Below are 26,216 nucleotides of genomic sequence, written 5' to 3'. Positions count from 1 at the left end.
GGGCCGAAGTGATCCGGCGGATCACTTCGGCCCGCAGGTCACTTCGGCCCGCAGGTCACTTCGGCCCGCAGGTCACTTCGGCCCGCAGGTCACTTCGGTCCGCAGGTCACTTCGGTCCGGCGGATCACTGGTCCGAGTAGCTGAAGTCGCCCACGGTCCAGGCGCTGACGTCCCTGATCGCCACCCGGTACATCCCGCCGGTCTCCGGAATCCCGAGGCTGCCCTGGAGGATGCGCGCGAGGTGGAAGTGCAGGTGCGTCGGCGCCGGCCCGTCCGGCCGCTCCTTCCTGCGCTGCCGGACGAAGACGTCGGCGAACGGGCTCAGCCGGTCGGAGGCGCGCAGCACCTCCGCCACCCGCTCCCGCCAGGTGTTCTCCGGAGCCAGGCGGCCGGTGATGACGGCGCCCTGGGCCACGACGGTCAAGGACATCTGATTGCTCGGCTCCGACTCCACCATGGCGGCGATGGAGACGAGCAGCTCATCAGGGTTCGGCATGAGATCGAGTCTATGGGTCGCCCGCGGGGGCCCGTCCGCCGCAGCGGCCACAGGGCCCGATGGTGTTGAATTCCTCAAGGGGCCCGGCAGCGCCGTATCGGCGCCGGGCCCCTTGAGGAATTGCACTACGAGGTGACATGACAGCAGGCAATCCGCTCAGCGCACGGCTGGACGACGACGACTACCCCGCTTACACCATCGGCCGGGCCGCCGAGATGCTCGGCACCACGGCCGGTTTCCTGCGGGCCCTCGGGGAGGCGCGGCTGATCACCCCGCTGCGCTCCGGAGGAGGCCACCGCCGGTACTCGCGCTACCAGTTGCGGATCGCCGCGCGGGCCCGCGAGCTCGTCGACCAGGGCACCCCGATCGAGGCCGCCTGTCGCATCGTCATCCTCGAGGACCAGCTGGAGGAGGCGCAGCGCATCAACGGGGAGTACCGGCGCGCGGCAGGGGAGAACGGACCGCCGCCGCAGCAGTGACCCGGTCCGCGGGCCGGCCGGTGACCAGCAGCAGTGCGACGAGGATCAGCTGCATGCCGATGATCAGCGCCTGGACGGCGGGGGCGGTCACGCCCAGCAGGACCATCGTGGTGTTGACCGCGAAGTGCACGGCGATCGAGGCGACCACCCCGGCCCGCTGGTAGGCGCAGGTCACCAGCATGGCCATCGGGACGTTGCCGGCGGCGAAGAGCACCCCGCTCGGGGTGAACAGGCCCAGGTCGTGCTGGACGGTCCCGTCGACGAAGAACAGCGGCAGGTGCCACACGGCCCAGACCACTCCGAGCACCAGCGCGATCCGCAGGGGGCTCATCGTGGCGCGCATCCTCGGGTAGGCGGTGCCGCGCCAGCCCGGCTCCTCGGACAGCGGGCCGGAGACGATCATGCCGACCAGGAACGCGGCGGGCCCGCCCATGTCGTCCATGACGTCCTTGGCGTCCGCCCAGCTCGGCGCCGGGCCGCCGGCCGCGTGCCCGATCACCCCGGCGACCAGGACGGCCACGGCGGCGGCCACCATCAGCAGCAGCGCCCAGGGCAGCGCCGCCGCCCGGTAGCGCACCGCGTGCGGCGGCACCGGCTCGCCCCGGCGGCGCCGGCGGATCCGGATCACCAGGGCGCCGATCAGCGGGCCGAAGGCGCCGAGCAGGAAGGGCACGTAGGAGGGTTCGCCGTTCTTCGCCGGGCCGCCGATCGCCATCGCGGCGGCCCAGCAGCCCCAGCTCACGGCGAAGGCGATGACCATGAAGAGGGTCAGGTCGGCGCGGCGGCGGTCGGGGGTGGTGGGCGTGAGCGGCTCTGCGGTGCGGGGCGTGTGTGACGTGTGCGACGTGTGTGACGTGGGCATGCCAAATTTTCCTTTGTGGGGGTGATGGGGGTGATGGGGGGGGTGATGGGGTGATGCGAGGGGCGGGCGGCGCCCCGCGTCAGGAGGCGGCCGGCTCCCGCGAGACGGGGGCCAGGTGGCGGGTGAGCCAGTCGGCGACGAGGGCGAGCAGCGCGGGGTCGACCGGTTCGCGCAGCAGCCGGCGGTAGGCGCCCAGGGTCGGGCGGCCGGCGTCCGGCCGCAGTACGTGGGTGAGATCGGCGAGGCGGTGGGTCTCGGCGCCGCCCGGCACCAGCCGGCCGATCTCGTCGAGGTCGGCCGGGTCGACCTGGAGGTCCTTGTCGCCGGTGACGGCCAGCACCGGCGCGTGGATGGCGGCGAGGTCGGCCCGGCTGTCGTGCCCGAGCATCTCCCGCATCCAGCGGGCGTTGACCGGGGCGCCGGCGATCCGCGCGACGTCCGTCCGGGTCCGCTTGATCCGGGCCAGCACCCGGTTGCCCAGCGCCCCCAGTGGGCGCCGCAGCAGCCGGACGGGCGCGGGCAGGCTGCCGGCCACCGAGCGGCCCTGCCACCGGAACGCCTCCTCGCCGACGCCCGCGAACCCGGCCAGCAGCACCACCGCCCGCACCTCGGTACGGGCCGCGAGGGTCATGGCGTGCAGGGCACCCTCGCTGTGGCCGACCACGCCGACCGCGCCGACGTCGATGTCGGGCCGGGCGGCCAGGGCGCGCAGCGCCGCGGCGGCGTCCTTGCGGTTGTCGGTGAAGCCGGCGGTCCGCCAGTCGCCGGGGGTGGCGCCGGCGCCGCGCCGGTCGTACCGCAGGGTGGCGATCCCGGCCGCGGCGAGGACGTCGGCCAGCGGCCGGGCCAGGTTCATCATCAGCTTGGGGGTGTTGCCGTCCCGGTCCAGCGGGCCGGAGCCGTGCAGCAGCAGGACGGCCGGGTGCGGACCGGGGCCGGCCGGCAGCGTCAGGGTGCCGGCCAGGGCGGTTCCGTCGTCCGCCGGGACCGTCAGGTCGATGTCGGGCAAGGCTGCGCCTTTCGCAGGGCTGACGCCCGGCCGTTCTCCCGACCGGTCGTTCTCAACTACGAGAACGTTATCAGATCTGAGAGCGTGTGAGACCATGACGGCATGGCAACCGCGAATCTGCTCCTGCACCCCGTCCGGATGCGCATCCTCCAGACCCTGGTCGGCGCCGGTGAACTGACCACGGCCCAGCTGCGCGACCGGCTGCCCGACGTCTCCCCGGCGAGCATGTACCGGCACGTCGCGACCCTCACCCAGGCCGGCATCCTGGAGGTGGTCCACGAAAGACGCGTCCGCGGCACCGTCGAGCGCAGCTACCGGGTCCGGCAGGACGAGGCCCTCGTCGACGCGGACGCCCGCGCCGCCATGACCAAGGACGACCACCGGCAGGCGGTCACCGTCTTCACCGGTGCGCTGATGGACGGCTTCGACCGCTACCTCTCCCGGGACGACGCCGACCCGCCCCGCGAGGGCGTCCTCTACCGGCAGGGCGCGGTGTGGGTGACCCCCGAGGAGTTCACCGAACTGGTGGCGGAACTGGAGGAACTGGTCGCCCGCCGCACCGGGCACAGCGCGGGCGACGGCCGTATCCGGCACATCATCAGCCTGGCGCTGGTACCGGACAAGGCGGGGGAGGGGGACGCCGGGGACGGTACGGAGGGCTTCGAGCCCTCCGCACCGTGAGCCCTCCGTACCGGGACGGTCAGGCCACCGGCTCCGCCGCCGGTCCCACCAGCTCGGTCAGTACGTCCTCCATCGTGACGAAGCCGAGCACCGTGCCGGTCTCGCCGGTGACCGCCGCCAGGTGGCTGCCCGCGCCGCGCAGCGCGGTGAGGGTGTCGTCCAGCGGGGTGTCGATGCGGACCCGGGTGACCGGGTGCAGGGCCGTGCGCGGGAACGGGCGGTCCCGGTCGGTCAGGCCCAGGGTGTCCTTGATGTGCAGGTAGCCGAGCAGCGTGCCGCTCGGGCCGCTGACCGGGAAGCGGGAGTAGCCCGCCTCGGCGGCCAGCCGCTCCAGCTGTGCCGGGGTGACGGTGTGGGCGACCGTACGCATCTGCTGCGGCGGGACCAGGATCTCGCCGACCGGGCGGGTGCCCAGCTCCAGCGCGTCGCGCAGCCGTTCGCCGTCCGCCGGGGCGAGCAGGCCGGCTTCGCTGGCGTCGTCCACCATGCGGGCCAGCTGGTCGTCGGTGAAGACGGCCTCCACCTCGTCCTTCGGCTCGACCCGCAGCAGCTTCAGCAGCGTGTTGGCGAAGGCGTTGATGCCGAAGATCACCGGCTTGAGCGCCCGGGTGAGGGCGACCAGCGGCGGGCCGAGCACCATCGCGGTGGCGGCCGGGGCGGCCAGCGCGATGTTCTTCGGGATCATCTCGCCGATCAGCATGTGCAGATAGGTGGCGAGCGACAGAGCGATCGCGAAGGCGATCGGGTGCACCAGCGCGTGCGGGACGTGCACCGCCTCGAAGGCGGGTTCCAGCAGGTGCGCGATGGCCGGTTCGGCGACCGCGCCCAGCACCAGCGAGGAGACGGTGATGCCGAGCTGGGCGGTGGCCAGCAGCGCGGAGATGTGCTCCAGGCCCCACAGCGTCATCCGGGCCCGCTTGTCGCCCTTCTGGGCGAGCGGCTCGATCTGGCTGCGGCGCACCGAGATCAGGGCGAACTCGCCGCCCACGAAGAACGCGTTGGTCACCAGTGTCAGGGCGCCGATGAGGAGTTGGACGACGGTCATCGGGCCATCTCCTCGTGCTCCTGGCGGTCCTGGCGGTCCTGGCGGTCCGGACGCTCCTGGCGGTCCTGCGCGGGTACCGGCCGCGGGTCCGGCGGCGGCGCGGTGATGCGCAGCCGGTCGGCGCGGTGGTGGTCGACGCCGAGGACGTCCAGCCGCCAGCCGTCCAGCTCCACCGCGTCGCCCTTGGCGGGGATGCGCGTGAGATACGTGGCGACCAGTCCGGCGACCGTCTCGTACGGGCCGTCCGGCGCGGTCAGTCCGATCGCGGCGAGCTGGTCGATGCGGACCGAGCCGTCCGCCTCCCAGGCGCCCTCGCCGGCCGGCTGGAGGTCGGGGACCTCGACCGGGTCGTGCTCGTCGCGGACCTCGCCGACGACCTCCTCGACGATGTCCTCGACCGTGGCCACGCCCGCCGTGCCGCCGTACTCGTCGATGACGACGGCCATCGTGCGGGTGGCGCGCATGCGCTCAAGGAGACGGTCGGCGGGCAGGCTGTCGGGGACCAGGAGGGGGGCGGTGGCCAGCTCGGTGACCGCGGTGGCCGCCCGCTTCGACGGCTCCAGGGCCAGCACGTCCCGGATGTGGACGGTGCCGACGACCTCGTCCAGGCTGTCCCGGTAGACCGGGAAGCGGGACAGGCCGGTGGCGTGCGACAGGTTGGCGGCGTCCGCGGCGGTGGCGTGCGCCTCCAGGGCCTTGACGTCCACGCGGGGCGTCATCACGTTCTCCGCGGTCAGCTCGCTCAGGTGCAGGGTGCGCACGAACAGCTCGGCGGAGTCGGCCTCCAGGGCGCCCTCGGCGGCCGAGTGCCGGGCGAGGGCGACCAGCTCCTGCGGGCTGCGGGCGGAGGCCAGCTCCTCGGCGGGCTCCAGGCCGAAGCGGCGTACGACGCGGTTCGCGGTGTTGTTCAGATGGCCGATGAACGGGCCGAAGGCGGCGGTGAAGCCGCGCTGCGGGGTGGCCACCACCTTGGCGACGGCCAGCGGCCGGGAGATCGCCCAGTTCTTGGGGACCAGCTCGCCGACCACCATCAGGACGACGGTGGAGACGGCCACGCCGAGCACGGTCGCCACCGTGGACGCGGCGCCGCCGAGGCCGAGCGCCGCCAGCGGGCCGCGCAGCAGCACGGCCAGCGACGGCTCGGCGAGCATGCCGATGACCAGGGAGGTGACGGTGATGCCGAGCTGGGCGCCGGACAGCTGGAGGGTCAGGCGGCGGACGGCCTTCAGGGCGCCGTCCGCGCCGCGCTCGCCGTGCTCGGCGGCGCGCTCCAGGTCACCGCGCTCGACGGTGGTCAGCGAGAACTCGGCCGCGACGAACACGGCGCACAGCAGGGTGAGGAGAATGGCCAGCAGGAGCAGCAGGACCTCGGTCACCGCGGCACCCCCGCTCCCGTGAGACGACGGGTACGGCCGGTACTGGGAGGCTCCATTACGGAACGGGGCTCCTTCTACAGATCAGAGGGTCGGGTCCCATGGTAAAGGAAGGGCAAAGCCGGGCCAACGGCTCTACTCGACTGTAGAGAACGGCGGGCGATCGGGGAATGTTCCCCGGCGATCCCTGGTAGCTTCTACATAACTGTAGAGGAACGGAGTGCTCATGGCCCTGTGGGACCGCTTCAAGGAGTCCGCGTCACAGATGCAGACCCAGCTCGTGGCGAAGAAGAACGACCTCAAGAGCGGCGCCTTCCGCGACGCGAGCATGGCCATGTGCGCCCTGGTCGCCGCCGCTGGGGGCACCTCCCGCGCTTTCGGCAGCGGGGGAGGCACGGTCGACGCGGCCGAGCGGCAGCGCGTGGCCCAGCTCATCGCCACCAACGACGTGCTCCAGAACTTCCCCGCCGACGACCTGCGCCGGCGCTTCGAGCAGAACCTGGACAAGTTGACGGCCGACTTCGCGTTCGGCAAGGTCAGCGTTCTGCAGGAGATCGCCAAGGCGAAGAAGAAGCCTGCGGAGGCCCGTGCGGTGGTCCAGATCGGCATCGTCATCGGCGGCGCCGACGGGGACTTCGACAAGGACGAGCAGGCCGTGGTGCGCGAGGCGTGCTACGCCCTCGACCTGCCGCCGCACGAGTTCGATCTCTGACCGATCCGACCGGATCAGAGGGGCAGGGGCGCGGTGTTCGGACTGAGCGAGCTGGCGATCGTCCTCATCGTCATCGCCGTCGTGGTGGGCGTGAAGAAGCTGCCGGAACTGACCCGCTCGGCGGGCAAGTCCGCGCGCATCCTGAAGGCCGAGGCGCGGGCGCTGAAGGAGAACGAGGTGCCGCCGGCCGAACCCCGGATCATCCAGGGCGAGACGGTCCGCAAGGAGCCGCCGGCAGCCGGCAGGAGCTGACGCGCGCGCCGGCTGCGAGGCCCTGGGGACAGGCCCCGGGGACCCCGGGGCCTGTCCGGGACGGACCGTCACGTCACCCGTCGTTGTCCCGCCAGTGGCCGCCCGCCGGGGGTGCGTCGAGGCGGGTGGCCGAGGAGCCGTTGCCGCCGAAGTCGTTGCCCGCGACCCGGCCGCCCGCCCAGATGGCGTCCTCGGTGATCCACAGGGCGTGCGTCTGGGTGCGCGGGTGCCCGTCGTCGCGCACCCGGTTGCCGCATACGCAGGGGTGCGCGACGGGCGCGGCGGCGGTGAGGCCGGCCCGGGGCGCGGGCGCGGCGGGCAGTGCGTAGCCGGTGCCGGCGGCGGGGACGCCGTCCGGCCAGGCAGTGCCGGCGCCGGGCCGGAACGAGGCCAGGGTCAGCACGGTCGCGGTGTTGTGCGTGACGACGGCACTCCGGTCGCCGCCCACCGTGACCCGCTTGCCCAGGTGCCCGTCCGGCGGCCAGTCGGCGCCGGTGTCGGTGAGGGACAGCGGCCCGTGCCGCACCCCCGCGCCGTCCCCCGCCGCCGCGGGAGCGCAGCGCCGGCCGTTGTCGCGGACCCGGTTGCCGAGGAAGGCCGGTTCGCGCAGCGGGGCGTCGATACGGATGCCGTCCAGGGCGTTGCCGCGGATCTCGTTGGACTCCAGCACGATGTCGGTGGCCGGTTCCTGGTCGCCGCCGGCCAGGTTGTGCTGCCAGTAGCCGTAGCGTCCGTTGCCGCTGATCCGGTTGCCGCGGAAGGCGTACGGCCCCGGGGTGTTGCCGAGCGCGATCCCGTCCTGCACATTGCCGTCGACGACACACCCGGTGACGATGCCGCCCCGCCCGCCGACGCTCGTGGTGCCCTGCGCGGACACGTCGAACCCGGCGACATGGTTGCCGACCATGACGCAGCCGGTGACCAGCAGCCCGTCGGCGCCCCAGTCGGAGATGCCGTAGCGGTTGTCCTCGGTGTGGCAGGCGGTGACGCGGATGCCGCGCGGCGGGGTCCAGTCGTCCTGCTGGAGTTCGAAGAAGATGCCGTTGGTGCCGTTGCCGGTGGCGGTGCAGTCGGTCACCGCGAGCCGCTCCACGGGTCCCCAGCCGCCGATGCCGATGCCGATCCCGGCGCCGCCCATCCCCTCGCCCGGGTCCTGCCGCCCGCACCGCTCGACGAGCAGGCCCTCGACGACGGTGTCCTGGAGGAAGTCGCAGCCGAACCCGGTGGCGGCGGTGTCGTGGATGTACAGGTCGCTGAACCGCGCCCGGCGCACGTACTGCATCCCGAGCCCCTTGGCCAGCACCTCGTACTCCGCCGTCCTGACCTCGGAGCCGTCGATCTCGAAGTGCGCGAAGGTGAGGTCGGCGAGGTGGTTGCCGGGCCCGGCGCCGTGCTGGGCGGCGGTGAACCAGGCCAGCGGCACGGGCGTCGTCGGCGCCCCGGGGTTGCGCAGCACGAAGCAGGTGGCCCCGCGCCCCGCCCCGACCAGCGAGACGCCGCTGCGCCACACCACCGCCCGGTCCTGGACGACGTACCGCCCGGCGGGCACGTACACGGTGCGCGGCCGCCCGTCGGCGGCGACGGCGTCACCCAGCCTGTCCACCAGCTTCTGCAACGCGGGTCCGTCGTCGGCCGAGCCGTCGCCGGCCAGGCCGTGTTCGCGGGCGTCGGCCGTCAGCGGCACGGTCAGGACACTCATGGGCCACTCCTTCCGCCACCGCCCGGGTACCAGCGGCGCCCCGCTCCCAATCCCCTCTCCACAATCCCGACTTTTTATCGCTTTTCACCCCCACCCGGGGCGATAATCACACCATGAGTACGGCAACGTATGAACTGCTGGCCGCAGCGCAGCACACGCTCAACATGACCGCGGCCTTCCTCGGCGGGCTGGTGATCGCCGGCGCGCTGATCTGGGCCGTACGCGTCGGCCTGCGGGTCCTGGACCGGGACACCAGCCATCCGCGCCCCGACGAACAGCCGAAGCTGCCGCCGACCGGCCCGGTCCGCGAGGAACGGGAGATGCGGGAGCCGGACGACGTACCCGTGGCCGGCGCCGGCGGGGCCCGGCTGCTGCCCCACCAGCTCCACCCCGCGAGCACCCGACGCGGCAAGGACCAGACCAGGCGCCGCTGGCTGCCCGGCTCCACCGGCTCCTTCGGAGGCGGCGGCCTGCCGCGGGGGCTGTGACGGACCGCCGCGCCCGCGCGATCCCCCTCCCCGCGTGGCTCCGCAGTCCTTCCTACAACGCCAGCCAGACCGTTGTGTCCGGCCCGAGCCGTCCGTCCGTCAGTGGTGCGCTGCTCAGCAGTACCTCGCCGGCGGGCAGGTCGACCGGGGCGCCGGACAGGTTGGCCACGCACCGCCAGCTCGCCGACCGGTCGAACCGCAGGACGCCCGGCGGCACGTCGTCCGACCAGGTCAGGCGCTCGCCGTCGAGGAGCTTGCGGCGCAGTCGCAGGGCCGTGCGGTACAGCTCCAGGGTCGAGCCCTCGACGCCGTCCTGGGCCTGGACGGCGTACGCCGCGAAGGACGGCGGCTGCGGCAGCCAGGCGCCACCCGCGCCGAAGCCGTACGACGGTCCGTCCGCCGTCCACGGCAGCGGCACCCGGCATCCGTCGCGGCCCTTGCGGACGTGCCCGGTCTGCTCCCAGATCGGGTCCTGGAGCACCTCGGTGGGCAGGTCGGCGACCTCCGGCAGCCCCAGTTCCTCGCCCTGGTAGAGGTAGGCCGAGCCGGGCAGCGCCAGCATCAGCAGGTTGGCGGCGCGGGCCCGGCGCAGGCCGGCCGCCTCGTCGAGCGCCGGGGCGGTGCCGCCGGACAGCAGCCAGGCGTCGGGGTCGGTGCCGGGCGGCAGCATCAGCCGGGAGACCGGGCGGACCACGTCGTGGTTGGCCAGCACCCAGGTGGCGGAGGCCCCGGCGGCGCGGGCGTCGGCCAGCGAGCTCTCGATGACCCCCCGTAGCTCCTGCGCGTCCCAGCCGCACTTGAGGTACTCGAAGTTGAACGCCTGCCCCAGTTCGTCCGCCCGCGCGTACAGCGCCCGCCGGGCCCCCGGCACCCACGCCTCGGCGACCGCCATCCGGGGCGGCCGGTAGGCGTCGAGGATCTTCCGCCAGTCGCGGTAGATCTCGTGCACGTCGTCCCGGTCGTAGAAGGGGTGGGTGCCGGGCTCGAACTCCCCGAGGGCGGCCTCGCTGCTCAGCTCGGGCGCGCCGAGGTCGCGCAGCGGCTCGGTCAGATCCTTGGTGAGGGCGTGCGCGACATCGACCCGGAAGCCGTCCGCGCCCCGGTCCGACCAGAACTTCAGCGTGGTCCGGAAATCGGCCCTGACCTGCTCGTTCTCCCAGTTCAAATCCGGCTGCTGGGGGGCGAACAGATGCAGGTACCACTGCCCGTCGGGCACCCGCTGCCAGGCGCTGCCGCCGAACACGGACTGCCAGTCGGTGGGCGGCAGCTCGCCGTGCGGGCCGCGCCCGTCCCGGAACACGTACCGGTCCCGGGCGGCCGACCCCGGCCCCGCCGCCAGCGCCTGGCGGAACCAGGCGTGCCGGTGCGAGGTGTGGTTCGGCACCAGGTCGACGATCACCTTCAGGCCGAGCCGGTGCGCCTCGGCGGTCAGCGCGTCGAAATCGTCCAGCGTGCCCAGCCGCGGGTCGACGTCCCGGTAGTCGTCGACGTCGTAGCCGCCGTCGGCCAGCTCGGACGGGTAGAACGGACTGAGCCACAGCGCGTCCACGCCGAGCCCGGCCAGATGACCGAGCCGCTGGGTGACCCCTCTCAGGTCCCCCAGCCCGTCCCCGTCGGCGTCGGCGAAGCTGCGCGGATAGATCTGGTAGATGACGGCCTGCCGCCACCAGTTCGGGTCCTGGGACGACAGATCGGGGGTGCCGGAGGCGGTACGTACGGTCACTCGGTTCCCTTCGCGGTGCGTACGGGCGACACGAGTAGGTCTGTCCAGATCGCCGGGAAAGTGAACCCGTGGGTGCCCACTGGAGGGAACCGGCTAGGGGGCGACCACCCTCGGCTTCGTATGACCGTACAGATCGCGCAGGCCCACCAGCAGGACACCGCCGCGCTCGGCTTCGGCCCGCAGCGCCTCGCTGAAGCCCGCCGCACTGAAGCAGGCCAGCGCACACCGGCTCGTGTCGAAGCCACGGTCGGCCAGAATCTCCCGGGCTCGGCTGAGGCGCTCCAGGTGGCTCACGCCCAGGACCGTTCCCCACTTGGCTTCTCCGAGGAGCGACACGGACGGCCTGGCGCCACCCGGTCCCGGACCGACGGCCGCGACATCGATCTCGATCTGCCGACGGGCCGACGCATCCGTCACGACACCGCCGCCGATCTGTGCGAAGGAGGAACTGAGCAGCGCCCGCCCCGGGCCCAGTACGTACTCCCGGCACATGGCCTCGAAATGCGGGCCCGCCACCTGAGCCGCGAACCGCTCGCACGCCTGCGCCCACACTTCGGCCGCCTGGCCACTCTCCAACTGGGCCCAGGCGGGCCGCATGACCGCCTCATAGAAGGTGATCAGCGGCTCGGTGATGCGGTACTGCGACTTGCCGGACCGGAAGACGTCCGCTTCCCGTACGAGGAGATGACTGTCTTCCAGCACATGGAGCGGATGCGAGATGTCGACCGACTTGCGGCCGATGTAACCGGCGATCCCCCCTCGGGTGCGGTTGCCCTGTGCCACCGCCGCGAGAACCGAGTGGTACAGGGCGGGATCACGGATGTCGGTCTCCTCCGCGAGGAGGTACCTCGCCTCCCGGAAAAGCGGACTGAGCGGGGAGAGAACCGTCCGGCAGACCCAGTCGTCGAAGTCGCCGGGGCTCGCCGGAACGTCGTCGCCCAGAAACTGCCGACGGTAGGCGGGGGTGCCGCCCACCACGGCGTGCAGCTTGGCCGCGAGCACCGGACTGCCCGTCACACCCCAGAAGTCGGCAGCCGACCGGTAGCCGAACGGACGCACGACGAGTTCCAGCTGGGCCCGGCCGCGCAGCGGAGCCGTACTGGACAGGAGACCGCCCATGACGGACATCGCCGACCCGCACAGAAGCATGCGCATGCGGCTCTCCTCGACCTGATAGCGGTCCGTCTCCCGCTGGATGAGGGACGACAGCTCCGGGGAGGCCTTCGTCAGATACGGGAACTCGTCGATGACCACGAGGAACGGAGTGCCGCGCCGGCCGGGAACGGCCAGGTCGAAGAGGCAGGAGACAGCCTCGTCCCAGGTAGCGAAGGAGAAGGGCGCCCCGAAGCCGACATGCCGGGCCAGGGCGGCACCGAACTGACGCAGGGACTCCGCCTCCGTCCCGGCGGTGGCTCCGAAGTAGAAGCCGTCGTACTGCTCGACGAGCGCCCGCAGGAGATACGTCTTCCCCATCCGCCGCCGGCCGCTCACCACCCCGAGCATGGCGTGCGGCACAGTCCGTCCCACGAAAGCGGACAGCCCGTCCCATTCGGTGCTTCGGTCGAAGACACGTGACGGTTTGCTGGGACCAGTCTCGCGCGGCACCCGCACCTCCGGAGTTGTGAGGACTACACTTCTAAGGAGTGTAGTCCTCACGAGATCGACGCGATCCGCCGGCGAGGCTCAGCCCTCGACCGCCCTCAGATACAGCGCCACGTACCGCGCCACGTCCACCTCCAGCGCCACGTCGATCAGGGGCAGTTCGCGGGTGCCCTCGTGGAGTTCGGACTCGCCGGGGCGGGGGCGGCGGTCGACCAGGGTCTGGCCGCGGGCCGGGCCGGGGGACAGGACCACCTCGACCGGGAGGCGGCGGGTGGTCAGGCCCGCCGGGTCGAGCACCGCGCAGACCGCGCCCGCGTCGCCGAGGCCGCCGCCGGGGTCCGTCTCGTCGGTGACCGGGCCGCGGTGGGCGAGCAGGTCGCCGGCCAGGCGGGTGCCGGGGTCGGGGCTCGCGCGCAGCCGGCGGACGTCCGGGCCGGGGACCACGACCCGCTGGAAGACGTCCAGGCCGTACATGGTGATCGGCACCCCGGCGGTGAGCAGGATCGCCGCCGCCTCCGGGTCGTGCCAGACATTGAACTCCGCGACCGGCGTCGCGTTGCCGGTGGCCACCGCGCCGCCCATGAAGACGATCCGCTCGATGTTGCGGGTGACCTCGGGGTGGGTGCGCAGCAGCAGGGCGATGTTGGTGGCGGGCGCGGTGGGGATCAGGGTGACCGGGCGGGGGGAGGCGAGGATCTCCCGGCGCAGCAGGGTGACGGCGTCCGTGTCGACGGGGGTGCGGGTGGGGGCCGGCAGGCCCAGGTCGCCCATGCCGTCGTGGCCGTGCACGTGCCGGGCGGTGCGCACCGCCTCGATCAGCGGGCGCTCGGCGCCGCGCGCGACGGGGACGCCGGGGGCACCGGCCTGTTCCAGGACGGTCAGGGTGTTGCGTACCACGCCGTCGACGTCCGTGTTCCCGGCCACGCAGGACACCGCGCGCAGGTCCAGCCCCGGGTGGCGGACCGCCAGCAGCAGGGCCAGGGCGTCGTCGACGCCGGTGTCGCAGTCGATGATCACCGGTACGGGCTGCTGCTCCTGCTGGTCGGTGGACACGGTGCGGGCTCCTTCGGCGGGCGGGCTCTCGGGCTGTCTTCCGGGGCCCGACCCTACGCGGGGGTCCGCCTCACCCGGACGGTCCCCGCACGCTGGTGGGAAGTCGGGCGGGGTGGTGGCGTCGGAGGGTGCGACCGTCCCCACCACCTGCCCGGCCCGGCCGGAGTGGGCGGCCCTTCGAGCCCGTTCCCGCCGCTGGTCCCGGCGTCGGTCAGGGGCAGGGCGGACTCAGTCGTCCGGGCTCAGGCGCTGCCGGTGGGTGATCACGTCCTGGGCCGCCTCCTGGACCGTACGGCTCCGGGCGAAGGCGTCGCCGCGCAGGCGGGCCAGGGCCTCGTCGGAGCCGACGCCGAGCTGGGCCATGATCATGCCGATCGCCTGATGGATCTGGTCGTGGCCGGTGGCCAGGCCGTTCAGCCAGGACCGGGCGTCCGGCCGGTCGTCGTCCGGCCGGTGCGGCAGCGCCGCCAGGGCCATCGTCATGACGCCGGCCACCAGCCGCGCCGTACGCAGTTCCTCGCCGCTGAGCCCACCCGGCGAATCCCGGTAGAGGTCGAGGGTGCCGACGCACACCGCGTCGCTGCCCAGCGGCAGCGCGTACACCGCGCGCACCCCGGCCGCCGCCGCCTGCTGGGCGAAGACGGGCCAGCGGTCCGCGTCCGGGCCGGTGGTCAGATCGCGGGCCAGCACCGGGGCGCCGGTCTGGGCCGCGTCGACGCAGGGCCCGTCGCCCAGGGTGGCCTGGATCTCCGCCAGCCGGCCGGCCCGCTCGCCGCTGGCGCACAGCCGCATCGGCACGCCGTCGCTGCGCAGCGACGCGCTGGCGCCGGACAGCGGCAGCAGCCGGACCACGACCTCGCACAGCCGGGCCGGCACCTCGTCCGGCGGGGCGTCGCCGACGCTCTCCGCGATCAGGTCGGCGACCCGGCCCGCGTCGGACCCCGGGTGCCGCTCCGGCCCGTCGGCGGGCCCCCGGGAATCGTCGCTGGGCGACACGCCCACCGCCTCCTTCACACACGCGGAAGGCCACCTCGGCACCCCCGACTACCCGTGTCCGACCAGGCGAAACCGTCATGGGCAAGCGGCTGGGCAGGCCCCGTGCCGGTCGCCGGCCGCCGGCGGTCAGGGCCGCTCGTACGGATTGGCCGGCTGCGCCACCCGCCGCACCCGCTCGGCGGCCACGACCGGCGGCCACGCCGCGTCCGTGCCGAGCTTCCCCTCGGGCTGCCAGCTGCCCGTGACGGTGACCCAGGCGCCGGTGTCCGGGACGTCCGCCGCCGCGCCGCCGCGGACCTCGACCTTGCTGGTCGTGGCGTCGGCGGCACAGCAGGTGACCAGCAGCCGGGTGACGTACCAGGTGCCGTCGTCGGCGCGGGTGACGAAGCCGGTCAGCCGGACGGTACGGCCCTTCAGGGAGCGTTCGCTGTCGTAGATCGCGCGGGAGGAGAACTCCGCGAGGGTCAGGGTCACCGGGTCCCCGGACGGCAGCGCGGGGAAGGTCCCGACGCCCTGGGCGGCACGCTGGGCGGCCTCGCGTTCGGCGCTGTACGTACCGAGGGCGGGCGGCGGGAACAGGAGCAGCGCCAGGGCGGGGAGAGTGAGGAGCCAGGCTACGCGGGGGCCGGCCGCGCCGTGGCTGTGTCCGTGGTCACCATGGTCGCCGTGGTCACCATGGTCGCCGCTGTGATCGCTGTGATCCTCGTGCTCAGCCGCCCCCGGACGCCCGGCGAAGGCCGACGCCGCCGCCAGCAGGACCAGCACCGCCCCCGACACGATCAGGTACGGCCGCAGCCCCGCCTGCACATACCGCAGGTACAGCTGGGAGAAGAGCGAGATTCGTAGTACCGCCGCGCCGGTCAGCAGCAGCAGGACGGCCGGTCCGTAGCGCCTCACAGCAGCCACCACCCCACCAGCACGCTGCACAGCAGCGCCACCACCCACGTCACCGACGCGAACCGCACCGCGAACGCCCGCCCGAACGTGCCGGTCTGAAGCGCGATCAGCTTCAGGTCCACCATCGGGCCGACCACCATGAACGCCAGCCGGGCGGTCGGCGAGAACCCGGTCAGCGACGCCGCCACGAACGCGTCCGCCTCACTGCACACGCACAGCACCACCGCGAGCACGGCGAGCAGCAGGACGGACAGCCAGGCCGAGCCGGTGAAGACGTCGAGGACGGCCCGGGGCACCGCGATGTTGAAGGTGGCCGCCGCCCCGGCACCCAGCACCAGGAAACCGCCCGCGTGCAGGAAGTCGTGCCGCAGACCGGACAGGAAACCGCCGATGCCGTACGACGTTCCGGGCCCGGCCGGCCGCTTCGGCAGCCGCAGCCACTCGTCCTTGCCGAAGCGCGCCCACAGCCAGCCCATCAGCACCGCCGCCGCCAGCGAGGCGAGCAGCCGGGCCAGCACCATCGACGGCTGCCCGGGGAACGCGATCGAGGTCGCCACCAGCACGACCGGGTTGATCGCGGGCGCGGACAGGAGGAAGGCGAGGGCGGCGGCGGGGGCGACGCCGCGCCGCATCAGCGACCCGGCCACCGGCACCGACGCGCACTCGCAGCCCGGCAGCACCACCCCCGCCGCGCCCGCCACCGGCACCGCGAGCGCCGGGTTGCGGGGCAGCAGCCGGCTGAAGACCCGGTCCGGCACGAACGCGCCGATCGCCGCCGACACCACCGTGCCGAGCAGCAGGAACGGCACGCCCTGGACCACGACCGCGGTGAACACCGTCCACCAGGCCGCCACCGCCGGGGTGTACAGATCCAGGGCGACGACCGGGCCGAGCACCGAGACCACGGTGGCGACCGCGAGCAGCGCCGCCCCGCCGACGACGGCGTACAGCAGCGCGCGCAGCACGAGGCGCACGGCGTCGCCCGCCGTGCGCCGCTCCGGGTGCACGGCGTCGCCCGCCGTGCGCCGCTCCGGGTGCACGGCGTCGCCCGCCGTGCGCCGCTCCGGGTACCGGTCCTCCATTCGACGCAACCTAACCGGGTGGCCTGTGCGCCGCCCCGCACTTCTCACAGAGGAGGCTGTGCGGGCGCCGGGCCCAGGGTGGTCGTGCCGGGGGCGGTGCGGCGGCCGAGGCCGGTGCGGTACGCGTCCAGCGCCGCCTCCACCCGGCCGGTGCGGCGCAGCAGGTCGCCCAGGAGCCGGCACAGGTCGGCCAGGTCCCCGGCGGCGCCGGCCCGCTCCAGCAGGCTGAGCGCGCGGACGTAGTGCTCCTCGGCGGCCTCGGTGTCCCGGGCGTCCTCGGCGATGATGCCGAGCAGCCGGTGCGCGCCGGCCGCGTGCACCGCGCCGCGCTCGGAGGTGAGGTCGTCGGTGACCGCCCGCAGCAGCGCCGCGGCCTCCTCGGACTTGCCGCGCCGGCGCAGTACGTCGGCCAGTTCGACGGCGGCCTGGCTGGTGTAGAGGGCGGCCCGCTTGGCCGACAGCATGTCCAGCGCCTGCCGCAGCTCGGCCTCGGCCTCCGCGAGCCGGCCGTCCTGCGCGTAGACGTAGCCGCGCATCCAGTGGCAGTTGGCCAGCTCGGTGCGGAGCTGGAGGGTGCGGTACAGCTCGGCGGCCTTCGCCAGGGAGGCGTCGGCCTCGGCGAGCCGGCCCTCGGCGACCAGGGTGCGGGCCACCGACCGGTGCATCCGGGCCACCAGCGCCGGGTCGCCGGCCTGCGGGGCCAGCGCGAGGGCCAGCTCGGCGGCCTGGGCGGCGCGGGCGTGCGCGCCCATGTCCATGTACGGGCCGATGGCGCTGGCGTAGAGCAGGAGCAGCGCGTCGGGGTCGTGCAGGCCGGAGCGGTTGAGTTCGTCGAGGGTGGATTCCAGGAGGTAGACGGCGTAGCGCAGCTCACCGGCGAGGTAGTGGGCCAGCGCCCGGCCACGCACCGCGGGGACCCGGGCGGGCAGCGGGGCGCCGGCGTCGGCCAGGCAGCGTTCGGCCCGCTCGAAGTACTCCCGGCCGCGGGTCAGCTCGCCCTGCTCGACCGCGCACTCGCCGAGCCCGAGCAGGGCGGCGGCCTCCACCTCGGGCAGCGCCTGCGTGACCGCCTCGGTGAGCAGTTCGGCGTAGCTCTCGGCCGCCGCCTCGGTGGCGCCGGTGGCCAGGGTGCGCTGGGCGCCGGTCAGCCGCAGCCGCAGGTCGGTGGCGAGGTGCGGCGGGCGGCCGGTCAGCAGTTCCTCGAAGGCGACGCCGAGCCGGCCGGCGATGTGCCGGAGCGCCTCGTCGGAGGGGCGGACCCGGCCGGCCTCCAGGGTGGAGACGTAGGCGGGGGTGTAGGCCGGTTCGGCCAGCTGTCTCTGGGTCAGGCCGCGGTCGACCCGCAGCCGCTGCACCCGGCGGCCGATGACCGCCGGATCGTCCCGGTCTCCCACTGCGAACTCCCCCTGTGCCTCTTGCCGTTCGGCATCACCGGCCCTAGGTTAAACCGAGAGTTAAGCGTGTTTAACAGATCGCTGTAAGTGACTCCCGTACCCCCTGTACCCCCTGTACCCCCCGTACCCCCCGTACCCCCCGTCCCGCCCGTCCCGCCCGTTGTTGCGAGGTCGCCGTGCTCGAACGCCCACGCACCGCCGAGCGCTATGTCCGGGCCGTCGCCGCCGCCGTCGCCGCCACCGCCTGTCTGCTGCTGGCCGCGAACGCGGGCCCGGCGCCGTCGGCCGGGGAACCGCCGGCCCCGGCCCGCCCGGCCGTACACCATCTCAGCGGACCGAACGGCTAGGACCTGATCCGGACGACAGGCCCTAACGGTCGTCCGGGTCCGGCAGCGCCCGCCGCAGCGCCGCGTCCAGCCGCTCGGCCAGTTCCGCGTCGTCCGGCGGATCGGCGCCGAAGAGCGGCCCGAGCTGGGCGGTGAGGGTCTGGGTGAACGCCCCGTACAGCGGGGTCCGCGGCCGGTGCACCGCCCGCCGCAGCGCGGGCAGCAGCACCGGGCGGGCGTAGGCGGGCCGGTCGGCGGCGTCCCGGGGCATCCGGTCCGGCCGCTCCCCGCTCGGCGCGGCCGACGGCGTCCCCGCCGCGGCCACCGGACACCGCACCCTGTCGTCCTCGTACGCCGAGACCCGGGTCGCCGCGAACCCCGCGTCGAGCAAACAGCGTTCGCTCTCCTTCCCGGTGAGGAACTCGATCAGCTCGGTCGCCTTCTCGGCCCGTCGCGAGGTGGCCGTCACCGCCAGGTTCTGGCCGCCGAGCACCGCCCGCCCCGGCAGCGCCGTCACCCCCAACTGCCCGGCGGTGAAGCTCTGGTGCAGGGTGCGGTACACCCACGGCCAGTGCCGCAGGAAGGTGGTCCGGCCGTCCGTGAAGTCGGCGAGCGAGGCCGCCTCGTCGGACTGCGTGGCGTCCGCGAGGGTGTACGGGGTGTCGGTGCGGCGGCGCAACTCGGCGATGCCCCGGGTCAGTTGGTCCACGGTCCCCGTGTAGTGGCCCGCGTCGTCGGTGAGCGCGAGGTCCGGGGCGGTGGACGCGAACGCCTCCACCGCGTTGACGGTCCGCCCCTCGTAGGCGGCGAGCTGGGTCGTCCAGCCCTTCTCGTAGCCCGGGATGTCCCCCTCGTCCAGGACGTCGACGAGGTCCTCCAGCCGCCGCCAGTCGGTCACCCCGTCCAGCTCGGTCCGCTCCAGATCCGCCTGCACGAGATGGTCGCGCCGGTAGTAGAGGAGGCCGACGTCGCTGTTGAACGGCACCGCGTAGACCTGGCCGGCCCAGCGGGCGGTGCCGGCCACCGAGTCGATGACGTCGGCGCCGACCAGGGTGTTCGGCAGCGGGCGGACCAGGCCGGCGGCGGCGAACTCCGGCACCCAGGTCACGTCCAGGTTGACCACGTCGTAGTCGGCGCTGCCGGACTGGAGGGCGCCGAGCAGCTGGCCGCGCTGCTCGTCCGCGCTGCCGGGGAGTTCGACCAGGCGGGCCCGGTACTCCTGCCCCGCCTTCTCCTGCCGCTCGTTCCAGGCGTCGATCAGCCGCCGGCGGACCCCGTTCTGCCCGGTGACGTCCCGCCCGCTGGCCACCACGATGGAGCCGGGCACATCGCCGGAGGGCGCGGGCCCGGTGCCGTCGCCGTCGCCACCGCCGCCGCCCGTACAGGCGGCGGTCGCGCACAGCGCGGCGGCCAGCAGCATCCCCAGAGCGCGGCGCATCACTCCTCCTCCCCCGTGCCGGTGCGGGCCACCTCGTCGTGCAGCGCGACGCCCGGGTCGTCGGCGGCGTCCAGGCAGCGGCCGCCGCTCGCCTCGGCGATCCGGGCGTCCGGCCGGCCCGGGTCGCAGCCGCCGCCCGCCAGCGACACCATCGTCACCGGCACCTCGGCCGCCCGAGCCGCGTCCAGCACGGCGTCCAGCCGGGCGCCGGCGAGCCGGCCCACGTCCTCGTCGTCGGTGACGTACACGATCAGGCCGGGCCGGGCCCGCTCGGCGGCCCGCCGCGCCATGTCGTCCAGGGCGGCGAGCAGCGCCCGGTACGGGTCGGCGTCGGCGGCCCGGGTCAGCGCGGACCGGGCCAGCGTCCGTTCGGCGTCCCGCCGGCTGTGCCGCCCGGTCGGCAGCAGCGTGTCGTACGGGTCGTCGCCCGAGCCGTACACCGCCCACACCCCGTACTCGTCGCGCGCCCCGAGGCCGTCCAGCGAACCCGCGATCAGCCCCGGGCCGCCGCTCGGCCCGTCCCACACGTCGCTCATCGAACGGGAGCTGTCGAGCAGGAACAGCACCCGTCCGGGCCCGTTGACGTCCCGGTAGCCCGTCAGCGCCGCCTCCATCGCGTCCCGTCCGGCCGGTTCGATCAGCGGGGCGGGCGCCGCCAGCACCCCGGGGGCCCGGCCGGCCTCGTCCAGCAGCGCCCGCTCCCCGTCCGCCGACCGGAACCCGGCCGCCCCGAACACCGCCCGCCCGCCCGACCCGGTGAGCCAACGCCGGAAACCGTCGGCGGCGGCGTCCCGCTCCGCCCGGTCCCGGTCGGCGCCCTGCCAGCGGACCCGGACGAAGACCGGCTCCAGACCGGGTACGTCGCCCGGGTACTGGGCCATCCGCGGGGTCCGCCGCGCGCTGTCGCAGGCGACGCCGCTCCTCATCAGGAACTCGGGGACCAGGGCGGCGGTGCGGTCGTCCACGGCGTCGTCGTCGGGCAGCGCGCACATCAGCTCGGCGGCGGTCGGGGCGGGCGGGCCCGTTTGGGCGACCCGGCGTTCGGCACCGGCCGCGTCCCGGGGGCCGGTGCCGGAGTGGGTGCCGTACAGGCCGATGGTGGCGAGCAGCCCGGTGTCGGCGAACTCCGGGTCGGGGCGGCGTACTTCGGCGTCCGCGCGGCGCTCGCGCAGCGCGTCGATCATCCGGTTGAGCGCGACGGAGACCCGGGCGTCCTGCGACTCGGCGGCGAGTTCCTGGGGGACGGCGAGCACCACGGGGGAGTAGGCGAACGGCTGCTGGTCCGCCGTCAGCGCGGCCACCGCGTCGGTGTCCTGACCGGCGGCGACCCGGGCGACGTCGGCGGGGGAGCCGGGTATCCACACGTCCGGCTGCGGGCCGACGTCGCGCTGCGGGTTGGGGTCGTCGCCGGGTTCGTGCCAGGCAGCGGTCTGGCTGCGCAGCGCGGTGACCGCGTCGGCGGTGCCCGCGCTGTAGACGGTGAGACCGGCGCGCCGGCAGCCGTCGTCCGTGGTGTTCTCCGCCGAGGTGAGGTACGCGTCGGCGGCGGCCCGCACGGTCGGCTCCAGATCGGGATCGGCCAGCACCCGCAGCTCCGGGGGCGGCACACAGGCGGCGCCCGCGCCGGTCGGGGCGAGGGCCCGGTAGGTGCCCAGGCCGGCGGCGGCGAGGGCGAGCAGCGACAGCCCGATCAGCAGCCCGGCCGGCGTCCGCCGGTACAGCCCGGCCACCGCGGCGGCCACCGCCCCGGCCAGGGCGCCGGCCGCCGCGACGGTGGCTGCCGCGGTGGCTGATACGGCGGCTGAGATGGTGGCTACGACGGTGGCTGCTGCGGCGGCTGCTGCGGCGGCCGGCAGCCGGGTGACGAAAGACCGGCGGCGGGGAGTGCGCGGGGACGAGTGCGGGGCCGGGTGCGGGGCCGAGCGCGGGGACGGGTGCGACGGCGAGTGCGGGGCCGAGTGCGGCGGCGAGTGCGGCGGCGAGTGCGGGCAACCTCCTCCGCCTGAGCCCCCGTCACCCCCGTTCTCCCCGCCGTCCCCGTTCTCCCCGTTCTCCCCGTCGCCCCCGCCGTCCCCGTTCTCCCCGCCGCCCCCGCCGCCCCCGCCGTCCCCGTCGCTGAACCGCCCGCCCGGTGACGCCCGCAGCAGTATGTCCTCCCCCGGCTCGGCCCGGCTCTGCGGCTCCCAGCGCTCGCCCCGCACCGTACGGAAGCCGCCCGCCGCCATGCGCTCCCGCAGCGCCGGCGCGAAGGACCCGAACCACAGCTCCGCGCCGCCCTTCTCCTCCAGCAGCCGCAGCAGTTCGGCGGTGAACGGCGTCGGCGTGCCCGGATCGCCCGCGTCGGTCCGGTGGTTGGCCTGCACGCTCATCAGCAGCAGCACCCGCCGCTTGTCCCGGAACGTCTCCCACAGCCAGGCCGCGTTCCCGGCGAAACAGCAGTCAAGGACGATCACGATCCGCCGCGCCGGACTGGCGGCCAGCACCGTCAGCACGGTGGTGAACATCTCCCCGCCCGGGAACACCGCGTGCCCGCCCGCCACCACACTGGCGTTGCGCATCTGGAGGAACAGCTCGTCGCCCGCGCTGGGGATCGCCCCGTGCCCGGCGAAGTACAGCAGCAGGACGCCCTCGGCCTCCTCGGCGGCGATCCGCAGCGACCGGTTGAAGTCGTCCAGGGTCGGCGACCGGGACAGGGTCACCTCCCGGTCCCCGAAGACCCGGCCGCGCAGCAGCGCCTCCCGCAGCCGGTTGAGGTTGTGCTTGACCGCGGGCAGATCGCCGGGCACCCCGTGCGGCGGCTGGGTGTAGTCGTACTCGGACACCCCGACCAGCAGCGCCCGGTTCACCTGCCCGCGCGGGTCGAAACCGGCCACCGGCCTACCTGTCGTCGGCGTTCACCGGATCGACGCGCCCCTCGGGCGGTTCACCGTCCTCCACCGCGCGCCGGTTGGTCCGCCACGCCTCCACGGCCGACTTGACCTGGTCCAGCAGCTCCCGGAACAGCACCGAGGCGGCCCCCGAGGTGACCGCCACGACGATCTCCATCCCGACGCCCATCGGGGCGCCGGACTCGTCGGTGCGGCTGCGCTCGTGGATCTGCAGCCGCCCGGCCCGGACCAACTCGTCCAGCGGCTTCTCCCGCTCCAGCCATCTGCGCAGCGCACCGATGTCGCTCTCGGTCGCGGTGCCGTCCAGCCGTACCCGGATGTCCTGTGTGGCCACTTCGTCCCCCTCAGCCATAACTCACCATCATGACAGCGGGGTTGCGCGGAGGGGAGGGGTCGGCAGATCCGGACCGGGGCGGGCCGGACCGGGGCGGACCGGTGCGGGGCGGACCGGTGCGGGCCGGACCGGTGCGGGGATCAGCCCTGGGTCTGCAACTGGTCCAGCTGCTTGCGTACGTGGTCCAGGGCGCCCGCGCGCCGGCCGGGCACCCGGCCCCGCAGCTCGGCGAGCACCTGGCCCAGTTCCCGGGCCCGCCCCGGGTCGCGGATCCGTCCCCACTGGTGGTGGGCCCGGTCCACGGCCGCCTCGACGGCGGGCGCGTCCGCCGCCTGCCCGGAGTTGAGCCGCATCCGCGCCACCTCCAGCCAGCCCCGGCAACTGCGCACCGGGTCCCCGGCGAACATCGCCAGGTCGGCCCGGACCTCCGTCCAGTGCAGCGCGTCCTCGGAGGCGGGCCCGTGCGTGAAGGCGGCGGTCCGCTCGTGGGACGCGGCGAGCGCGTCCGCGTCGGCGTGCCGCCCGGCCTGCACCGCCGCGGTGACGGCGGCGTGCGGATCACCGGCCGCCGGGCCCGGCACGGTCAGCACCAGGTCGGCGAGCCGGCCGCCGCCGTGCTCGGCGGCGGTGCGGGCCAGCGCCTGCTGGTGCAGCTGCTCCAGCGGCGGCCGGTGCCCGCTGCGCAGGATCGTCGCGACCCCGCGCATGTACGCCGGGACCGCCACCCCGCGCCGGGCCGGCGGCGGCGCGACACGGCCGTAGACGGCGTTGTTGCGCCCGCAGTCCAGCGGGTGCCGCTGGAGCCACTCCCAGGTCTCCTGGTCGGCGTGCAGGTCGAGGACGAGCGTCGTCGCGCCGGTCGGGCGCAGCCGCAGCTCCTCCTTGATCCAGTGCCAGGGCAGGGCGGTGTAGCGGACGGTGGCCGGGGTGGTGCGGGCCAGGGCCAGGTGCGGGAGGTGCTGGCGGCGGTCGGTCTGGAGCTGTCCGGTGACGTAGACGGTCAGCGGGCCGGGCGCCGCCGCGGCGGCCCGCAGCCGGGTCAGCACGGCCTGCGGGTCGAGCGGGTCGGCCAGTTCGATGACGTTGGCGGTGTCCGACCCGGACAGCACCGGGGGCGGCACGGCCGCGAGGACCGGGAGCACCGAGGCGGCGTCCACCAGGCGTCCCTTGCCCACGGGCGACGCCGCCAGCAGCAGCACGGTTCCGGGCATGTCCCCTCCCCCTGTCGATCACGTACGCCAGCACCGTAACCGCTGCGGCTGCGAAGGGGGGCACCCGGCGAAAAGTATGGACGGGAGAGGGGACGTTGTAAGGACCGGTCTCGGGACCGGCGTCGGGACCGGCGTCGGGGCCGGTGTCGGGACCGGCGTCGGGGCCGGTCCCGGGACCGGCGTCGGGACCGGCGTCGGGGCCGGCGTCGGGACCGGTCTCGGGACCGGTCTCGGGACCGGTGTCGGGGCCGGCGTCGGGACCGGCGTCGGGACCGGCGTCGGGACCGGTCTCGGGACCGGTCTCGGGACCGGTGTCGGGGCCGGTGTCAGGGCCACCGCTTCGGCTGTTCCGGCTGGGCCCCGTCGCCGCGGCGCCGGACGGCGAACACCGTCGTGTCGTCGCCCAGCCGCCCCCCGCAGTGCCGCAGCGTGCCGTCCCGCACCAGCCGCACCAGCCGGCGCGGCGCGGCGACCCGGGCGTCGATGGCGACGACCCGGGCGACCTCCTCGGCGTGCCCGTAGAAGCAGCCCTCGCGGTCCCGGGCCTCCGTCACCCCGTCGGTGACCAGCAGCAGTGTCTCGTCGGCGGCGAGCGGCAGCCGGCACACCGGCGGCGGTGCCGAGCCGAGTTCGGCCAGCCCGATCGGCAGCCCGCCGCTGACGGGCAGTTCCCGTACGCCGTGCGGGCCGACCGCGAGCGGCGGTTCGTGGCCGAAGACGACGGTGTCGACGGCACCGGGGGCGTCCGGCGGGAAGCCGACCAGGACGGCGGTGGCGAACCGGTCGCCGTCGGCCCGGCCCAGCGCCGCGGTGTGGCACCGGTGCCGCATCATCCGCGCCTCCAGTCGGGCGGCGACCGTCGCCAGGTCCGGTTCGTGGTAGCCGGCCTCGCGGAACGCGCCGAGCAGCGCCGCCGCCGTCTCCACCGCGCCCAGCCCCTTGCCCTGGACGTCGCCGATCAGGACGCGGGTGCCGTGCGGGCCGGGCTGGATGTCGTAGAAGTCGCCGCCGACCCGGGCCTCGGTGTCGGCGGCGAGGTAGACGGCGGCGTGGTCGAGGCCGCCCCAGCCCGGTGGCAGCGGGCGCAGCACCACCCGGCGGGTGGTGTCGGCGACGTCCCGGATGTGCAGCATCCGCCGCTCCCCGCGCATCCGCACCGCGCAGGCCAGGGTGGCGAGCAGCCCGCCCACCGCGACCAGGATGAAGTCGGGCAGCCCGCTCTGGTACTGGTGCGGCCAGGCGCTGTCGACGGTGTAGTACGTGACGACCGCGAGCACCGCGTAGACGGCGGTGCCCCACACTCCGCAGAGGGCGGCGGCGATCCCGGGAACCAGCACGATCCACGAGATCATCCGGAACTGTCCACCGGTGTTGGCGTCCGCCACCGCGACGGCGATCAGCAGCAGCAGCGGCGGCACCCAGCCGACACTGCGGCCGCCGACCCGCAGCATCTGGTGCCGGCGCACGGCGCCCGGGTCGCCGGACGGCCGGCCCAGCCGCCCCGGCCGGCCGCCGTGCAGCCTCAGCAGGACGCGACCCCTCACCCGCCCAGCGAAACACGCGCCGACAGCACCCGCATCCTGAGTTGCCCGGCCGCGGCACCGGGTGTGACCTGGTAGTCGGGGGCCAGCAGGCAGTCGGGGGCCAGCAGAGAGAGGAGCGCCCGCATGGCGCACGCGGAAACCGCGACCGGCGGTACGACGACCAGGCCGGGCCGCACGGCCCAGGCACCGGCATCGGCATCGGCATCGGCATCGACATCGACATCGACATCGGCTCCCGACGTCTTCGGTCCCCGGACCCACCTGGTGGCGAAGTGGGCGCTGCCGGTCCTGCTGGGGCTGATTTACGGCTGGTGGGCCGCGGCCAACCGGCGCCACGGCACCGAGATCACCGGCTGGAACCTGCTGTTCGGCTGGCTGACCGTGCTGGTCTTCGTGGTGCTGTACGCCGTCGTCCGCGCGGTCGCCGCACGGCTGCGGCGCGAGCAGCACGCGCTGCTGTGGGCGGTGTTCACCGGCTGCGCGGTGGGCTTCCTGATCAACCAGTCCGGCCGCAGCGTGCTCCAGTCCGCGGGCATCTCGGTAGCGGTGGCGGCAGGCGTCTTCCTGACCCTGTTCTACCGCTACTACACCCACGAGGACGGCCCGGGCCGCCGCCTGCCCTGACCCCCAGC

26 protein-coding genes are annotated in these 26,216 nt (G+C 74.5%); 7 read left to right on the top strand and 19 right to left on the bottom strand.

All coding sequences use genetic code 11. From position 1 onward, the window contains the following. Positions 1-124: 124 nt before the first annotated feature. Positions 125-496 carry a hypothetical protein gene (locus ACTT8P_RS21300; RefSeq protein WP_442833277.1) on the bottom strand — a complete coding sequence of 124 codons (372 nt, stop codon included), beginning with the start codon at positions 494-496 and terminating at the stop codon, positions 125-127. A gap of 137 nt (positions 497-633) precedes the next feature. On the opposite strand from ACTT8P_RS21300, the gene ACTT8P_RS21295 reads away from it, so the two are divergent. Then, positions 634-975 carry a helix-turn-helix domain-containing protein gene (locus tag ACTT8P_RS21295; RefSeq protein WP_442833276.1) on the top strand — a complete coding sequence of 114 codons (342 nt, stop codon included), beginning with the start codon at positions 634-636 and terminating at the stop codon, positions 973-975. Here ACTT8P_RS21295 and ACTT8P_RS21290 read toward each other — a convergent pair. Next, positions 920-1,837 (bottom strand): CPBP family intramembrane glutamic endopeptidase, encoded by a 918-nt coding sequence (locus tag ACTT8P_RS21290; RefSeq protein ID WP_442833275.1) that lies wholly within the window; start codon positions 1,835-1,837, stop codon positions 920-922. The two genes, ACTT8P_RS21295 and ACTT8P_RS21290, sit on opposite strands and share 56 nt — an antisense overlap. Before the next feature lie 79 nt (positions 1,838-1,916). Beyond that, positions 1,917-2,846, bottom strand: coding sequence for an alpha/beta hydrolase family protein (locus tag ACTT8P_RS21285; RefSeq protein ID WP_442833274.1), 930 nt, complete (start codon positions 2,844-2,846; stop codon positions 1,917-1,919). A gap of 102 nt (positions 2,847-2,948) precedes the next feature. Here ACTT8P_RS21285 and ACTT8P_RS21280 point away from each other — a divergent pair, with 102 nt between their 5' ends. After that, positions 2,949-3,527 carry a helix-turn-helix domain-containing protein gene (locus ACTT8P_RS21280; RefSeq protein ID WP_442833273.1) on the top strand — a complete coding sequence of 193 codons (579 nt, stop codon included), beginning with the start codon at positions 2,949-2,951 and terminating at the stop codon, positions 3,525-3,527. Positions 3,528-3,546: 19 nt separating this feature from the next. Here ACTT8P_RS21280 and ACTT8P_RS21275 read toward each other — a convergent pair whose 3' ends face one another. Beyond that, positions 3,547-4,572: a hemolysin family protein gene (locus tag ACTT8P_RS21275; protein ID WP_442833272.1), complete on the bottom strand. Its 1,026-nt coding sequence runs from the start codon at positions 4,570-4,572 to the stop codon at positions 3,547-3,549. Further along, positions 4,569-5,948, bottom strand: coding sequence for a hemolysin family protein (locus ACTT8P_RS21270; protein WP_442833271.1), 1,380 nt, complete (start codon positions 5,946-5,948; stop codon positions 4,569-4,571). The genes ACTT8P_RS21275 and ACTT8P_RS21270 overlap by 4 nt, the downstream gene beginning before the upstream one ends. Positions 5,949-6,171: 223 nt before the next feature. On the opposite strand from ACTT8P_RS21270, the gene ACTT8P_RS21265 reads away from it, so the two are divergent. Both ACTT8P_RS21265 and ACTT8P_RS21260 read left to right on the top strand, forming a co-directional pair. Then, on the top strand, positions 6,172-6,657 hold the full coding sequence (locus ACTT8P_RS21265) for a tellurite resistance TerB family protein (protein ID WP_442833270.1): 486 nt from the start codon (positions 6,172-6,174) through the stop codon (positions 6,655-6,657). A 33-nt stretch (positions 6,658-6,690) separates the two neighbouring features. Further along, positions 6,691-6,909 carry a twin-arginine translocase TatA/TatE family subunit gene (locus tag ACTT8P_RS21260; protein ID WP_442833269.1) on the top strand — a complete coding sequence of 73 codons (219 nt, stop codon included), beginning with the start codon at positions 6,691-6,693 and terminating at the stop codon, positions 6,907-6,909. Positions 6,910-6,982: 73 nt separating this feature from the next. Here the strand turns inward: ACTT8P_RS21260 and ACTT8P_RS21255 are convergent, their stop codons facing one another. Then, positions 6,983-8,608 (bottom strand): right-handed parallel beta-helix repeat-containing protein, encoded by a 1,626-nt coding sequence (locus ACTT8P_RS21255; protein ID WP_442833268.1) that lies wholly within the window; start codon positions 8,606-8,608, stop codon positions 6,983-6,985. A 113-nt stretch (positions 8,609-8,721) separates the two neighbouring features. Between ACTT8P_RS21255 and ACTT8P_RS21250 the strand changes: the two genes are divergently transcribed. Continuing rightward, positions 8,722-9,096, top strand: coding sequence for a DUF6479 family protein (locus ACTT8P_RS21250; protein WP_442833267.1), 375 nt, complete (start codon positions 8,722-8,724; stop codon positions 9,094-9,096). A gap of 52 nt (positions 9,097-9,148) precedes the next feature. Here ACTT8P_RS21250 and ACTT8P_RS21245 read toward each other — a convergent pair whose 3' ends face one another. From ACTT8P_RS21245 to ACTT8P_RS21215, 7 genes are all read right to left on the bottom strand, one after another. Next, positions 9,149-10,819, bottom strand: a complete 1,671-nt coding sequence (locus tag ACTT8P_RS21245; protein ID WP_442833266.1) for a glycoside hydrolase family 13 protein — start codon at positions 10,817-10,819, stop codon at positions 9,149-9,151. 93 nt (positions 10,820-10,912) lie between these two features. Continuing rightward, the gene (locus tag ACTT8P_RS21240; protein ID WP_442833282.1) at positions 10,913-12,292 is read right to left on the bottom strand and encodes an AAA family ATPase; all 1,380 of its coding nucleotides are present in this window, start codon (positions 12,290-12,292) and stop codon (positions 10,913-10,915) included. 210 nt (positions 12,293-12,502) lie between these two features. After that, positions 12,503-13,474 carry a nucleoside hydrolase gene (locus ACTT8P_RS21235; protein WP_442833265.1) on the bottom strand — a complete coding sequence of 324 codons (972 nt, stop codon included), beginning with the start codon at positions 13,472-13,474 and terminating at the stop codon, positions 12,503-12,505. 228 nt (positions 13,475-13,702) lie between these two features. After that, positions 13,703-14,470, bottom strand: coding sequence for a GAF and ANTAR domain-containing protein (locus ACTT8P_RS21230; RefSeq protein WP_442833264.1), 768 nt, complete (start codon positions 14,468-14,470; stop codon positions 13,703-13,705). 126 nt (positions 14,471-14,596) lie between these two features. After that, positions 14,597-15,367, bottom strand: a complete 771-nt coding sequence (locus ACTT8P_RS21225; protein WP_442833281.1) for a TIGR03943 family putative permease subunit — start codon at positions 15,365-15,367, stop codon at positions 14,597-14,599. Continuing rightward, positions 15,364-16,449, bottom strand: coding sequence for a permease (locus tag ACTT8P_RS21220; RefSeq protein ID WP_442833263.1), 1,086 nt, complete (start codon positions 16,447-16,449; stop codon positions 15,364-15,366). Before ACTT8P_RS21220 ends, ACTT8P_RS21225 begins: the two co-directional genes overlap by 4 nt. Positions 16,450-16,493: 44 nt before the next feature. Next, positions 16,494-17,843, bottom strand: coding sequence for a tetratricopeptide repeat protein (locus ACTT8P_RS21215; protein ID WP_442833262.1), 1,350 nt, complete (start codon positions 17,841-17,843; stop codon positions 16,494-16,496). A 176-nt stretch (positions 17,844-18,019) separates the two neighbouring features. On the opposite strand from ACTT8P_RS21215, the gene ACTT8P_RS21210 reads away from it, so the two are divergent. Beyond that, positions 18,020-18,190, top strand: a complete 171-nt coding sequence (locus ACTT8P_RS21210; protein ID WP_442833261.1) for a hypothetical protein — start codon at positions 18,020-18,022, stop codon at positions 18,188-18,190. A 22-nt stretch (positions 18,191-18,212) separates the two neighbouring features. Here the strand turns inward: ACTT8P_RS21210 and ACTT8P_RS21205 are convergent, their stop codons facing one another. From ACTT8P_RS21205 to ACTT8P_RS21180, 6 genes are all read right to left on the bottom strand, one after another. After that, entirely contained in the window at positions 18,213-19,607 is a 1,395-nt protein-coding gene (locus tag ACTT8P_RS21205; protein ID WP_442833260.1) for an extracellular solute-binding protein, read from the bottom strand. Continuing rightward, on the bottom strand, positions 19,607-22,480 hold the full coding sequence (locus tag ACTT8P_RS21200) for a substrate-binding domain-containing protein (RefSeq protein ID WP_442833259.1): 2,874 nt from the start codon (positions 22,478-22,480) through the stop codon (positions 19,607-19,609). The genes ACTT8P_RS21205 and ACTT8P_RS21200 overlap by 1 nt, the downstream gene beginning before the upstream one ends. Before the next feature lie 4 nt (positions 22,481-22,484). Beyond that, positions 22,485-22,829, bottom strand: coding sequence for a hypothetical protein (locus tag ACTT8P_RS21195; protein WP_442833258.1), 345 nt, complete (start codon positions 22,827-22,829; stop codon positions 22,485-22,487). 140 nt (positions 22,830-22,969) lie between these two features. Continuing rightward, complete coding sequence (locus tag ACTT8P_RS21190) at positions 22,970-24,040, bottom strand: hypothetical protein (RefSeq protein WP_442833257.1); 1,071 nt, start codon at positions 24,038-24,040, stop codon at positions 22,970-22,972. 326 nt (positions 24,041-24,366) lie between these two features. Then, on the bottom strand, positions 24,367-25,491 hold the full coding sequence (locus ACTT8P_RS21185) for a PP2C family protein-serine/threonine phosphatase (RefSeq protein ID WP_442833280.1): 1,125 nt from the start codon (positions 25,489-25,491) through the stop codon (positions 24,367-24,369). Positions 25,492-25,580: 89 nt separating this feature from the next. Continuing rightward, complete coding sequence (locus tag ACTT8P_RS21180; RefSeq protein ID WP_442833256.1) at positions 25,581-25,709, bottom strand: hypothetical protein; 129 nt, start codon at positions 25,707-25,709, stop codon at positions 25,581-25,583. Here ACTT8P_RS21180 and ACTT8P_RS21175 point away from each other — a divergent pair. Further along, positions 25,708-26,208 carry a hypothetical protein gene (locus ACTT8P_RS21175; RefSeq protein ID WP_442833255.1) on the top strand — a complete coding sequence of 167 codons (501 nt, stop codon included), beginning with the start codon at positions 25,708-25,710 and terminating at the stop codon, positions 26,206-26,208. The two genes, ACTT8P_RS21180 and ACTT8P_RS21175, sit on opposite strands and share 2 nt — an antisense overlap. Positions 26,209-26,216 lie beyond the last annotated feature (8 nt).

It is taken from the genome of Streptomyces sp. JW3, assembly GCF_052216785.1.
GTDB lineage: Bacteria > Actinomycetota > Actinomycetes > Streptomycetales > Streptomycetaceae > Streptomyces.
The sequence above is the reverse complement of the archived record's forward strand: the minus strand, read 5'-3'. Positions and strand labels throughout refer to the sequence as shown.

What these genes read in the sequence shown, in the direction of transcription:
- ACTT8P_RS21300 (WP_442833277.1), bottom strand. Translation starts at nt 496, where the DNA reads ATGCCGAACCCTGATGAGCTGCTCGTCTCCATCGCCGCCATGGTGGAG.
- ACTT8P_RS21295 (WP_442833276.1), top strand. Translation starts at nt 634, where the DNA reads ATGACAGCAGGCAATCCGCTCAGCGCACGGCTGGACGACGACGACTAC.
- ACTT8P_RS21290 (WP_442833275.1), bottom strand. Translation starts at nt 1,837, where the DNA reads ATGCCCACGTCACACACGTCGCACACGTCACACACGCCCCGCACCGCA.
- ACTT8P_RS21280 (WP_442833273.1), top strand. Translation starts at nt 2,949, where the DNA reads ATGGCAACCGCGAATCTGCTCCTGCACCCCGTCCGGATGCGCATCCTC.
- ACTT8P_RS21275 (WP_442833272.1), bottom strand. Translation starts at nt 4,572, where the DNA reads ATGACCGTCGTCCAACTCCTCATCGGCGCCCTGACACTGGTGACCAAC.
- ACTT8P_RS21265 (WP_442833270.1), top strand. Translation starts at nt 6,172, where the DNA reads ATGGCCCTGTGGGACCGCTTCAAGGAGTCCGCGTCACAGATGCAGACC.
- ACTT8P_RS21255 (WP_442833268.1), bottom strand. Translation starts at nt 8,608, where the DNA reads ATGAGTGTCCTGACCGTGCCGCTGACGGCCGACGCCCGCGAACACGGC.
- ACTT8P_RS21250 (WP_442833267.1), top strand. Translation starts at nt 8,722, where the DNA reads ATGAGTACGGCAACGTATGAACTGCTGGCCGCAGCGCAGCACACGCTC.
- ACTT8P_RS21240 (WP_442833282.1), bottom strand. Translation starts at nt 12,292, where the DNA reads ATGGGGAAGACGTATCTCCTGCGGGCGCTCGTCGAGCAGTACGACGGC.
- ACTT8P_RS21220 (WP_442833263.1), bottom strand. Translation starts at nt 16,449, where the DNA reads ATGGAGGACCGGTACCCGGAGCGGCGCACGGCGGGCGACGCCGTGCAC.
- ACTT8P_RS21205 (WP_442833260.1), bottom strand. Translation starts at nt 19,607, where the DNA reads ATGCGCCGCGCTCTGGGGATGCTGCTGGCCGCCGCGCTGTGCGCGACC.
- ACTT8P_RS21190 (WP_442833257.1), bottom strand. Translation starts at nt 24,040, where the DNA reads ATGCCCGGAACCGTGCTGCTGCTGGCGGCGTCGCCCGTGGGCAAGGGA.
- ACTT8P_RS21185 (WP_442833280.1), bottom strand. Translation starts at nt 25,491, where the DNA reads ATGCTGCGGGTCGGCGGCCGCAGTGTCGGCTGGGTGCCGCCGCTGCTG.
- ACTT8P_RS21175 (WP_442833255.1), top strand. Translation starts at nt 25,708, where the DNA reads ATGGCGCACGCGGAAACCGCGACCGGCGGTACGACGACCAGGCCGGGC.
- ACTT8P_RS21180 (WP_442833256.1), bottom strand. Translation starts at nt 25,709, where the DNA reads ATGCGGGCGCTCCTCTCTCTGCTGGCCCCCGACTGCCTGCTGGCCCCC.